General features: G+C 64.8%; 9 protein-coding genes. 2 read left to right on the top strand and 7 right to left on the bottom strand.

Features of this window, described 5'->3' with window-relative positions; all coding sequences use genetic code 11:
• Positions 1-74: 74 nt before the first annotated feature.
• Complete coding sequence (locus tag ASE60_RS12940; RefSeq protein WP_057251099.1) at positions 75-1,421, bottom strand: TldD/PmbA family protein; 1,347 nt, start codon at positions 1,419-1,421, stop codon at positions 75-77.
• A 146-nt stretch (positions 1,422-1,567) separates the two neighbouring features.
• Between ASE60_RS12940 and ASE60_RS12945 the strand changes: the two genes are divergently transcribed.
• Positions 1,568-3,403, top strand: coding sequence for a monovalent cation:proton antiporter-2 (CPA2) family protein (locus ASE60_RS12945; RefSeq protein WP_057250861.1), 1,836 nt, complete (start codon positions 1,568-1,570; stop codon positions 3,401-3,403).
• A gap of 36 nt (positions 3,404-3,439) precedes the next feature.
• Here the strand turns inward: ASE60_RS12945 and ASE60_RS12950 are convergent, their stop codons facing one another.
• From ASE60_RS12950 to ASE60_RS12960, 3 genes are all read right to left on the bottom strand, one after another.
• Entirely contained in the window at positions 3,440-4,321 is an 882-nt protein-coding gene (locus ASE60_RS12950) for a patatin-like phospholipase family protein (protein WP_057250862.1), read from the bottom strand.
• Between the two features lie 146 nt (positions 4,322-4,467).
• Complete coding sequence (rsmD, locus tag ASE60_RS12955) at positions 4,468-5,028, bottom strand: 16S rRNA (guanine(966)-N(2))-methyltransferase RsmD (protein WP_057250863.1); 561 nt, start codon at positions 5,026-5,028, stop codon at positions 4,468-4,470.
• A gap of 6 nt (positions 5,029-5,034) precedes the next feature.
• Entirely contained in the window at positions 5,035-7,209 is a 2,175-nt protein-coding gene (locus tag ASE60_RS12960; RefSeq protein WP_057250865.1) for a pseudouridine synthase, read from the bottom strand.
• Positions 7,210-7,282: 73 nt separating this feature from the next.
• On the opposite strand from ASE60_RS12960, the gene ASE60_RS12965 reads away from it, so the two are divergent.
• Positions 7,283-7,732 carry a nucleoside deaminase gene (locus ASE60_RS12965; protein WP_057250867.1) on the top strand — a complete coding sequence of 150 codons (450 nt, stop codon included), beginning with the start codon at positions 7,283-7,285 and terminating at the stop codon, positions 7,730-7,732.
• A gap of 51 nt (positions 7,733-7,783) precedes the next feature.
• Here the strand turns inward: ASE60_RS12965 and ASE60_RS12970 are convergent, their stop codons facing one another.
• The 3 genes from ASE60_RS12970 to ileS all read right to left on the bottom strand — a co-directional run bounded on the left by ASE60_RS12970 (position 7,784) and on the right by ileS (position 11,935).
• Complete coding sequence (locus ASE60_RS12970; protein ID WP_057250869.1) at positions 7,784-8,263, bottom strand: N-acetyltransferase; 480 nt, start codon at positions 8,261-8,263, stop codon at positions 7,784-7,786.
• A gap of 14 nt (positions 8,264-8,277) precedes the next feature.
• On the bottom strand, positions 8,278-8,898 hold the full coding sequence (locus tag ASE60_RS12975; protein ID WP_057250871.1) for a hypothetical protein: 621 nt from the start codon (positions 8,896-8,898) through the stop codon (positions 8,278-8,280).
• Between the two features lie 127 nt (positions 8,899-9,025).
• Positions 9,026-11,935, bottom strand: coding sequence for an isoleucine--tRNA ligase (gene ileS / locus ASE60_RS12980; RefSeq protein ID WP_057251100.1), 2,910 nt, complete (start codon positions 11,933-11,935; stop codon positions 9,026-9,028).
• Positions 11,936-11,985 lie beyond the last annotated feature (50 nt).

Raw genomic sequence — 11,985 nt, forward strand, 5'->3', positions numbered from 1 at the left:
CCGTCAGCCCGCCTCTCCTATAGCACGAGAGCCGGATCGGCGCGGGTCCCCGCGCCGGTTTGTCTTCGGCCTGTTTAGAGACCAGCGAGCGTCATGCCCTCGATGGCAAGCGTCGGTGCGGCAACGCCGAACTTGCGATCGATGTCGTCTGCCGGCGTCAATGCCATGAACATGTCCTTGAGATTGGAGGCGATCGTCACCTCGGAGACGGCAAAGGTGAGTTCGCCGTTTTCGATCCAGAAGCCGGAGGCGCCGCGGCTGTATTCGCCGGTCACCATGTTGACGCCCTGGCCGATCAGTTCGGTCACGTAGAAGCCGTTGCCGACACCGCGGATCAGATCCTCACGCGAGATCGAACCCGGCTCGAGCGCCAGATTGGTCGAGGCCGGGTTGACCGTCGGGCCGCCGCGCACGCCGCGACCGTTGGTCTCCAGGCCGAGTTCGGCAGCGGCGGAGGTCGACAGGAACCAATGCTTCAGCACGCCATCCTCGACCATCGCCAGCTTCGAACCGCTGACGCCCTCGCCGTCGAAGGGACGCGAAGAGGAGCCGCGCACGATCAGCGGGTTGTCGGTCACCGAAAGACCCGCCTTCATCACCTGCTTGCCCATCCGGTCACGCAGGAAGCTCGTCTTGCGGGCGACGGCCGCACCGTTGATCGCGCCCGCCAGATGGCCGACGAAGCCGCGCGCCATGCGCGGATCGAAAACGACGGTGACGTTCTTGGCCGTCGGCACCTGGCGCGGATTGAGGCGTGCCACCGCGCGCTCGCCGGCAAGTCGGCCGATCTCCTCGGCCGGCCGGAGGTCGCCGACATAGAGGCGGCTGTCGAAATCATAGTCGCGCTCCATCTTCGTGCCTTCGCCGGCAATCGCGCTGACGGAGCAACCGAAGCGGGTCGCCATGTAGGAGCCGGAGAAGCCGTGCGACGTGACGAGAACCAGACCGCCCATGCCGGCCGAAGCGCCGGCGCCGCTGGAATTGGTGACGCCTGAGACCGCAAGTGCTGCCTCTTCGGCAGCCAATGCCGCTTCCGTCAACGAATCCGTGGAAACGGCGGTGGGGTCGAAGAGGTCGAGGTCGGGGTAGGAGCTTGCGAGCCGGTCCGCATCGGCGAGCGAGGCAAAGGGATCTTCCGGCGAAGCCTTGGCCATGGCGACGGCGCGTTCGGCGAGCAGCTTCAGATCGAAGCCCGGATTGGCCGAGACGCTGGCGACGCGTCGCCCGACGAATACCCGGAGCGAGAAATCGTCGCTTTCGGAGGCTTCCGTCGCTTCGACCTTGCCGAGGCGCACGGAGACGGAACGGGAGCGCCCGCGCACCACCACCGCATCCGCCGCATCGGCGCCGGCCTTTCGGGCGAGGTCCACGAGTTCGGAGGCGCGTTTTTCGAGGTCGGCAGAATCGATCGTGTCTGACATGATGTAGCCTTTCATTCCTGCCCCATTTATTGTGCAGTGACGCAGGCATCAAGGGCATCGGCCTGATTCCCGCCCATACACCGCAAATGACCGCTCTCGAAAGCTCCCTCATCGGGGCCGGGTGCCCAATAGTGAAAGCCGCAGGCATGGCAACGACACCGATCATCTATTCTCAGGCGCTGATGCTGCTCGGCGGCGCAGTGGTCGCCGCACCAATCTTCAAGCGGCTCGGCCTCGGCACTATCCTCGGCTATCTCTGCGCCGGCGTGCTCATCGGTCCGGTCGCCCAAAGCATCACCGATGGCGAGCAGATCCTGCATGTCTCGGAGCTCGGCGTCGTGTTCCTGCTGTTCATCATCGGCCTCGAATTGAAACCGTCACGTCTCTGGCAGATGCGGCGCGATATCTTCGGCCTCGGCACGGCTCAGGTCGTGCTGACCGGCATCGTGCTCTCTTCCATGATCTATGCCCTCGGGCTCCTCGGCCAGGGCGGCAGCATCATCGCCGGCTTCGGCCTGGCGCTGTCGTCGACCGCCTTTGCCATGCAGATCCTCGACGAGGGCAACGACCGCAACACCCGCTACGGGCAGCGATCCTTCTCCATTCTCCTGCTGCAGGATCTCGCGATCGTGCCGCTGCTGGCGCTGATCCCGCTTATGGCGGCGCAAGCGCCTGAGGATACGACACCGCCGCTCGAGGATTTTGCGATCGCCACCACAGCGATCGTCGTGCTCTTCGCTGCCGGCCGCTACCTCGTTAACCCCCTGTTCCAGATCATCGGCCGCACGGGCGCCCGCGACGTCATGATCGCCGCCGCCCTGCTCGTCGTCATGGGCGCGGCGACCATGATGCAGCTTGCCGGACTCTCCATGGCGATGGGTGCCTTCCTCGCGGGTGTGCTCTTGGCGGAATCCTCCTATCGCCATGAACTCGAAGCGGATATCGAACCGTTCCGCGGTATCCTGCAGGCTCTGTTCTTCATGGCCGTCGGTCTGTCGCTGGAGCTTGGCGTCATCGTCGAGCGCTACCAGCTGATCATCATCGCCGTGCCGCTCTTGATGGCGTTGAAGAGCCTGGTGCTCTACTGGCTCTGCCGGCTCACCGGATCACACCACAACGACGCGGTGCGCATCAGCCTGCTCCTGCCGCAGGGCGGCGAATTCGGCTTCGTGCTGTTCACCGCGGCGGCAACCGCTGGCGTCTTCTCGGATGGCGACGCCTCGTTGCTGGTTGCGATCGTGACGCTGTCGATGGCGCTGACGCCGCTTGCCTCCATGCTGGCCGCAAAGCTGATGCACGAACAGGACGAGATGGACGAGGAGATCGAAGAAGATTTCGACGGCGCCAATGCCGACGTGCTGATGATCGGCTTTTCCCGCTTCGGCCAGATCGCGGCGCAGATCCTGCTCGCCGGCGGCCGCGACGTGACGATCATCGACCATTCGGCCGCACGCGTGCGCCAGGCCGCGACCTTCGGTTTCCGTATCTATTTCGGCGACGGCAATCGTCTCGACGTGCTGCGCGCGGCCGGCATCGAGCGGGCCAAGATCGTCGCCGTCTGTACCCAAAAGAAGGAAACGACCGACCACATCATCGACCTCGTGCAGTCCGAATATCCAAATGCACGCATCTACGCCCGCTCCTACGACCGCCTGCATACGCTGGAACTGCGCGCCAAAGGCGTCGACTACGAATTGCGCGAGACTTTCGAGTCCGGCCTGCTCTTCGGCCGCAAGACACTGGAGGCTTTGGGGGTCGGCGACGACGAGGCAATCGCCATCATGGACGACATCCGCAAGCGCGACGAGGCCCGGCTCGTGCTGCAGGAGGCCGAAGGCATCACCGCCGGTCGCGACATGCTGCATTCGCGTCCCGTCAGGCCGGAGCCGCTGGTCAAGCCGAAGCGCGAGGTCGATCACTCCCAGGAGACGGGCGAACGGATCCTGCCGGGGCTTCCTGCCGACGAGCGCGAGAGCGCGTAGTCTCGCTCAGGCGAACCGCCCCTCAGTCGTCGGCGTTCACTTGAGCGTCGGCGCCCGCATCCGCTCGTCGAGCGCCCGTTTCAGCTGGTCCTTGATGGCGACGGTTCCGTTCAGCACGTCCTGGGCCCGCAGAAAATCCATCACCCGGTAGCGGCCGACATCGGGGCGCAGCAGGATATCCGGTGCCCCTTCCTTGAGCTTCATCGCGATGATCGACTGCATCATCAACTGGCTCGCACCGAACAGGCTGTCGATGCGGCTCGGGATCGTCTTGCCGTCGCCGTCAGGACCACCGACGACGTCGACGGCGATGACGATGTCCGCCAGGCCGCGCAGATGATCGAAGGGGATAGGGTTGTAGATGCCGCCGTCGATCATCACGCGCCCGCCGATCTTCACCGGGATGAAGATCGCCGGCAGGGCAGCGGAGGCAGCCAGCGCCTGCCACAGGTCACCCTTTTCGCAGATATGTTCTGTCTGGCCGTAATAGTCGGTAGCGACCACCTTGAGCGGAATGCCTAGATCCGAGAACTTCGGCGGAATGGCCTCGGGCAGAAAAGCCCTGAGAACGCGCTCGACATTGAATTGCCCGAAACGAAAACCGTTCGCCATGGCTTCGGAAAGGCTCGACGGCCGCAATTGCCAGAGCCGATTGAGGACCTCGCGGCGATGGCCGATGGTCGAGAGCGTGTGGCCCCTGATCTCTTCGCCGCGCATGCCGGCCGCCATGCCGGCACCCATGATTGCGCCTATCGAAGAGCCGGCGATCGCCACCGGGCGAATGCCGAGCTCGTCCAGGGCCTCGATGACGTGAATATGCGCAAGCCCGCGCGCGCCGCCGCCGCCAAGCGCCAGGGCCACCGTCGGTTGGCTCGTCACCTGCGTCGGCGCCTTCGTCATCGAAAGATCCTGCTTCATCGGCATGTCCTCCGCTTCTGCATGATTCCCTAAAGCGGAATCATTTTAAGGACAAATTATGCAGAAGGTCGCCGTAAGGCGCGGGATAAGGAAACGTGTATGGTCGGCGTCAGCCTATCTTCGCAAAGAAATCGAAAATATGACGGTCAGGCACCGCGGAAGCGGTAGAAATGCATGCGTGTATCGCCGAAGGCTCTGACATCGAGCCGCTCGAACACGGCCGTCGGCGCGGGCTGAACGTCCGCCCGCTCTTCGAGGATCACCAGTGCATCGGGGACGAGCCAATTGCCGGCGGCGGCAGATTCCAGCGCCTTCTCGCCGAGACCCTTCGCGTAGGGCGGATCGGCGAAAACCAGATGAAACGGCTCCATCGTGCCGACGCCGCCGAGGCTGGTGGCGTCACGGCGGAAGACCTTGGCTCGGCCCTGGAGGCCGAGCGTTTCGATGTTCGTCTGCAGAAGTCCCCTGCCCTCGACGCCCTGCTCGACGAAGAGTGCCTGCCGGCACCCGCGTGAGAGAGCCTCGAAGCCAACGGCGCCGGTGCCCGCAAAAAGGTCGAGCACACGGGTGCCGTCGAGCGCCTCCGGATAGGAATGGCTCAGGATGTTGAACAGGCTTTCGCGCGTCCGGTCCGTGGTCGGACGGATATCGTTGGACTTGGGGGTCGCAAGGCTGCGCCCCCGAAACTCTCCACCGACGATACGCACCGCCGCTTAGTTTCCTCTGCCGCGCGGCTTGCCGCCGCCGGCCGGGCGTCCGCCACCACCGGAGCGTCCAGCGCCGCCGGGGCGCCCACCGCCGGGTTTGCCGCCGCCGGGCTTGCCACCGCGCGGACCGCCAGTGCGTTCGCCAAAGGACTTTCCACCGGACGGCTTGCCCCCGAAGGACTTGCCGCGGGGTTTATCGCCGAACGGACGGTCCCCGCCTTCACGGCGCGGCGGACGATCGCCCTCGGCGCGTGGGGCTCTTGGCTTGTCGGAATAGCTGCGCGGGCCGCCGTCGGCGCGGGCAGGCCGATCACCGAACGGTCGGTCTCCACCTTCGCGGCGTGGCGGACGATCGCCCTCGGCACGCGGGGTCCTCGGCTTGTCGGAATAGCTGCGTGGACCACCCTCGGAGCGGGCAGGTCGATCACCACGCGGGCGGTCGCCACCTTCGCGGCGGGCAGGCCGGTCGCCATCGGCGCGCGGGAACCGCGGCTTGTCGGAGAAGCTGCGCGGCCCGCCTTCAGAACGAGCAGGACGGTCGCCGCCTTCACGGCGCGCAGGACGGTCACCGTGATCGCGCGACCTGCGGTCTCCCGCGTCGCCCGCCTTGCGCCGACCGAAGCCGCCATCCCGGCCCTCGTCCTTGCCGCGACGGGCAGGCTCGCTGGCGCTGATCCATTCACCCTCTTCGTCGCGACGCTTGACCGGCGCGGCCGCAGCGGGACGATCGAAGTCCCTGTGCGAGCCGCCCTTGCGGTCCGGGTCGAACTTGCCGGATGTCTTCGTCGCAAAGCCATCCTTGCTGCGACCGTAGCGCTTGGTCTTCGGCACGCCTTCCGGACGCTCGCGACGGGCGGGCTTCTCCGTGGCGTCGCCTTCAGCGGATTTCGGCTTCTTTTCGGCCAGCGGACGGGCGCCCGGCGCCATCCAGACATTGGCGGTGCGGGCGCGCTGCGCCGGCGCGCGCTTCGGCCGGTCCTCAAACTTGGCGTCACGGTCGTCGCGGGAGCCGCCCTTGCCACGAGGACCGTCCTTGCGGCCGCCGTCACGGCGATCGTCGCGACGCGTGTCGAGCCGGGCCAGAGCACGCTCGCGCTTGTCCTCCGGCTTTTCCCAGCGGTTGGCACGTTCAGGCCGGCGCGTATCGGCGGTATCATCCTCCGGCGCGTCGCCGGCTACGGTCGCTGCCTGATCGTTGTAAAGCGGTGCGTCGAAGTTTGCCTTGGCATCCTCGATCAGGCGCGGCCCGAGCTGATCGCGGAGCGTCCGGCCACGGATTTCCTGGACATGTCCCTCCGGCAGTTCGCCGAGCTGGAAGGGTCCATAGGAAATGCGGATGAGGCGGTTGACGTCGAGACCGAGCGCGCCGAGCACGTTCTTGATCTCGCGGTTCTTGCCTTCGCGCAGCCCCATGGTGATCCAGACGTTCGAGCCCTGCACCCGGTCCAGCGTCGCCTCGATCGCGCCATAGAGCACGCCGTCGACGGCGATACCGTCCTTCAGCCGGTCGAGCGCTTCCTGATCGATCTCGCCGTGGGCGCGAACGCGGTAGCGGCGCAGCCAGCCGGTCGACGGTAGTTCGAGCACACGGGCAAGACCACCATCGTTGGTCAAAAGCAGCAGGCCCTCGGTGTTGATGTCGAGGCGGCCGATCGACAGAACGCGCGGCAGTTCGTCGGGCAGGTTTTCGAATACGGTTGGGCGGCCTTCCGGATCGGCATTGGTGGTCACTAGGCCGGCCGGCTTGTGGTAGAGCCAGAGGCGCGTGCGCTCGATGCCGCGGATCGGCTGACCATCGACCTCGATCGCATCGGCAAGCGTCGCGTTGACGACCGGCGTATCGAGAATGACGCCGTTGAGCTTGATGCGGCCTTCCATGATCATGCGCTCGACGTCGCGGCGCGAGGCGACGCCGGCGCGCGCCAGGATCTTGGAGATGCGCTGCGGTTCGTCGACACCCGGAGCAGCCGCGTTCGGGCGCTCCCTGGCCGGACGCGAAGCGCCGGTCTTTGGTCCGAAGGACTTGGGGCCGTCAGCCTTCGGTCCGGAGGTCTTGGCGCCAAATGTCTTCGGGCCTGCAACCTTTTTCGGTGCTCCAGCCTTCTTGTCGGCGAAATGCGGTTTCTTGTCCCGGCCGGCGGACTTGCCGCCAGGCCGTGTGGGCTTGTCTTTGGATGTCATTTGTGTTGCCTGCCTTTTGCGGCTGTCCTATCAGGTCGCGGCCCGTGGGTTAAGAGAAATTATTGTTTGAGCGATGGCTGAGACGACACACTTCATGGATGTGGCCCTTGAGGAGGCCAGGAAGGCGGCAGAACGCGGCGAAGTGCCGATCGGCGCCGTGGTCGTTTTCGATGGCCAGATCGTCTCCCGCGCCGGCAATCGCACCCGTGAACTCAACGACGTGACTGCACATGCGGAGATTGTCGCCATCCGCGAGGCTGCTGCCGTCCTCAAGGACGAAAGGCTGACGGGCGCCGATCTCTACGTCACCCTCGAACCCTGCACCATGTGCGCCGCGGCGATTTCGTTCGCCCGCATCCGCCGCCTCTACTACGGCGCGGACGATCCGAAGGGCGGCGCGGTCGACAGCGGCGTGCGCTTCTTCGGTTCTCCCACCTGCCATCACGTGCCGGACGTTTATTCGGGCCTCGCCGAGCGCGAGGCTGCCGACCTTCTCAGGAATTTCTTCGCCGGCAAGCGGTGAAACCAATCCCGACTCTGAACGCGAGCCCGTTTCAGATTTTCTGAGGTCGCCTCAGTCGGCCGCGAAGCTTTCGAGGGCCGCGCCGGAGAGACGGTAGCGCGTCCATTCGGACATCGGCTCGGCACCGACCGCCTCGTAGACCCGTATCGCCGGCTCGTTCCAGTCGAGCACGCTCCATTCGAAGCGGCCGCAGCCTTCCTTGACGGCAATTTTCGCCAGATGCTTCAGCAGCATCTTGCCAGCGCCGGAGCCACGGCAATCCGGCGTAACGTAAAGGTCCTCAAGGTAGAGACCCTTGCGTGCCTGCCAGGTCGAATAGTTGTAGAACCACATGGCGAAGCCTGCGGGCTTGCCGTCCTTCTCGCAGATCACGGCGCGGGTAATGGAACCCGGACCAAAGAGCGAGGCCTGCAACATCTCGACCGTCGCCTCGACTGCGTCGGGCTCCTTCTCGTAGATGGCAAGTTCGGTGATGAAGCGCAGAATGGTCTGCGCGTCTTCCGGGCGAGCGTCGCGAATGCTGATCGTCATGGCTTATGCGCTGCTTAGAAAGGCCAATACCACTTGGAGCCGGAATTCTTGATCTGCGCCTCCTTCTTGCGGCGGCGCTCCTTGTCCTTCTCCGGCTCGCCGAGTTCGGTCTCGGTACCCTCCGGCAGGCGGCGGTAATCAAGCGGCGGATCGCTGAGGAAGCGTCGCTTGTCGGAATAGGCGCCCATCTCGATCTTACGGCCTGCGCGATAAGCTTCCTGCTGCTCCTTGGCCGAGAGCCGGCGGCCGTTGGCGCTAGCCTTGGCAAGCGGGGAAACGTAGTTCGGGTTGTTCTTGTTCGCGTCGGCCTCTTCGCGCAGACGGTTGCGAACCTCTTCCGGAGACTCGACCCATTCCGGGTTAGCCTCACGGCTGGCAAGCGACTTCTGCGGCTCGACGAGAGCAGTCTGCTGCGCCGACGGCGGCAGAACGAGGCCGGGGCGCGGCTGATACTTGACCGGATCACGCTTCGGCGGGCCGAAGCTGGCGACGCTGCCGAGGTCGTCCATGAGCTGTTCGCCGGCGGTCTTGTCCGTGCCATAGGTCGGGCCGCCGATGCAGCCCGAAAGCACCAGGCCGCTCGTCAAAATGGCGGCCACGCTGGCAAACACTCGCAACTCTCGCGTCATTTCCATGAGATTCCTTCCAGCCGGCCACCGGTCAGCGCGGCCACTCAAGCGCCCATGGCGGAGAAATCCGCCAAATTTCGGGCAGGTTTTACCGGATGAACGCAACGAGTGCAATTCATCCGGTAACAATGCGTTAAGCCTTGAAACCAAGTTCGCGCAAGGCAGCGGCGTCACGGGCCGACACGTCGGGGTAGATCGGGTCGGAACCGACATCGGTCGTGATCCGCCAGGAGCGGGCGCATTTCTGGCCTTCGGCAAGCTTCGGCACGACGCTCACCTTGGCCACGTCGGCAAGGCGGAACGCATCCGCAGGGCCTTCCGCGGCTTCGATCACGATGCCCGACGTGATGCAGATCTCGGCGAAGTCCTGGCCTTCCAGCGCCTTCAAGAGTTCCGGATCGGCGACGTAGACGACCGGAGCCGCTTCCAGCGACGAGCCGATGCGCTTGTCCTTGCGCTCGATCTCGAGCGCACCGGTGACAACGGTGCGGACCGTACGGATCTTGTCCCACTTGGCTTCGAGCACATCGTTCTTCCATTCCGCCGGGATCGCCGGGAACTGTTCGAGATGCACCGAAACCGCATCGGGCTTCCGCGACAGCCAGGCTTCTTCCGAGGTGAACGGCAGCATCGGCGCCAGCCACAGGACGAGGCAATCGAAGAGCTTGCGGATGACGGCGAGTGCCGAACGGCGGCGCAGGCTCGACGGCGCATCGCAGTAGAGCGCGTCCTTGCGCACGTCGAAATAGAAAGCCGAGAGCTCGACGTTCGAGAAATCGATCAACGCACGGGCGATCTTCTTGAAGTCGAAGGCATCGTAGCCTTCGCGCACAAGCTGATCGAGTTCCGCCAGCCGATGCAGCATCAGCTTTTCGAGTTCCGGCATGTCGGCATAGGCGATCTCTTCACCCTTGTCGTGGGCAAGCGTGCCGAGCATCCAGCGGACCGTGTTGCGCAGCTTGCGATAGGCGTCGATGTTGGTCTGGATGATCGTCTTGCCGAGACGCTGATCCTCCCAATAGTCCGTCGTCATCACCCACAGGCGCAGGATATCGGCGCCGGCATCCTTCATCACCTCCTGCGGCGTGACGGTGTTGCCCTTGGACTTCGACATCTTCTCGCCCTTCTCATCCATGGTGAAGCCATGGGTGACAACGGCGTTGTAGGGCGCGCGGCCGCGCGTCGCGCAGGCCTCGAGCAGCGAGGAATGGAACCAGCCGCGATGCTGGTCCGAACCTTCGAGATAGACGTCGGCCGGCCACTTCAGGTCCGGACGGTCTTCGAGCGTGAAGGTGTGGGTCGAACCGGAATCGAACCACACGTCGAGGATGTCCATCACCTGGTGCCACTTTTCGTGGTCGTGGTCGTTGCCGAGGAAGCGATCCTTGGCACCTTCGGCAAACCAGGCATCGGCGCCCTCCTGCTCGAACGCGTCGAGGATGCGGGCGTTGACGGCCTCGTCGATCAGGATCTCGCCCTGGTCGTCGGCAAAGATCGCGATCGGCACGCCCCAGGCGCGCTGACGCGAGAGCACCCAGTCCGGGCGTCCCTCGATCATCGCGCGCAGGCGGTTCTGGCCGGCGCCGGGAACGAAGCGGGTGTCGTCGATGGCCGAAAGCGCACGCGAACGCAGCGTTGTGCCGTCGCCGAACGCCTTGTCCATATAGACGAACCATTGCGGCGTGTTGCGGAAGATGACCGGCTTCTTGGAACGCCAGGAATGCGGATAGGAGTGTTTCAGGCGGCCGCGGGCAAAGAGCGCATGACGGGCGATCAGCGCCTTGATGACGCGATCGTTGGCGTCGCCCTTCTTGCCCTTGTCGTCGATGACGCGGCCGGCGCCACCTTCGGCATCGGGACCGAAGCCATGGGCGTCGGCAGTGAAGTAGCCGGCATCGTCGACCGTGAACGGGATCGCCGAGGAGATACCGCGGGCTTCGAGCGCGCGGGCACTGTCCATCCAGGCATCAAAGTCCTCGCGGCCGTGACCGGGGGCGGTGTGCACGAAGCCGGTGCCGGCATCGTCGGTGACATGATCGCCATCGAGCAGCGGCACCTTGAAAGCGTAACCGCCACCGAGACCATGCAGCGGATGGGCGCAGGTGACGGCAGAAAGCTCGTTGGCCTCAAGGTCGCGAACGAAATTGAAGGTGAGCTTGGCCTTGGCTGCGGATTCGTCGGCCAGGCGCTTGGCGAAGATCAACTTCTCGCCCGGCTGCGGGCCGAAGTCGTTCTCGGCGGTCGCCACTTCATAGAGGCCATAGGCATAACGCGACGAGAAGGCGATGGCGCGGTTGCCCGGGATGGTCCAGGGCGTTGTCGTCCAGATCACGACGAAGGCGCCGGAAAGCGCGTCCGGACCTTCGGTGACCGGGAACTTCACCCAGATCATGTCGCTCTCGACATCGGCATATTCGACTTCGGCTTCGGCAAGCGCGGTGCGCTCGACGACCGACCACATGACCGGCTTGGAGCCGCGATAGAGCTGGCCGAGCTTGGCGATCTTCATCAGTTCGCCAGCGATGCGCGCTTCCGCATGGAAGTTCATCGTCGTGTAGGGATTGTCGAAATCGCCCTCGATGCCGAGGCGCTTGAACTCCTCGGCCTGGACCTGGATCCAGCCGGAGGCGAAGTCACGGCACTCCTTACGGAATTCGTTGACCGGGACCTCGTCCTTGTTCTGGCCCTTCTCGCGGTATTTCTCCTCGATCTTCCACTCGATCGGCAGACCGTGGCAGTCCCAGCCGGGCACATAGTTGGCGTCGAAGCCGCGCATCTGGAACGAGCGATTGATGACGTCCTTGAGGATCTTGTTCAGCGCATGGCCGATGTGGATGTTGCCGTTCGCATAGGGCGGGCCGTCATGCAGCACAAACTTGTCGCGGCCGGCGGCCGATGCGCGCAGCTTCTTGTAGAGGCCCATCTGCTGCCAGCGGGCCACCGTTTCCGGCTCCTTCTGCGGCAGGCCGGCGCGCATCGGGAATTCCGTCTGCGGCAGATAGAGGGTCGAGGAGTAGTCGATCTTTTCAGCGGTATCGGTCATGGTCTTTGCAATCGCTTCTTCGCGCGAGGGGCCGCGCATACGAAATGGGC

The sequence above is a fragment of the Ensifer sp. Root278 genome (genome assembly GCF_001429285.1).
Taxonomy (GTDB): domain Bacteria; phylum Pseudomonadota; class Alphaproteobacteria; order Rhizobiales; family Rhizobiaceae; genus Ensifer.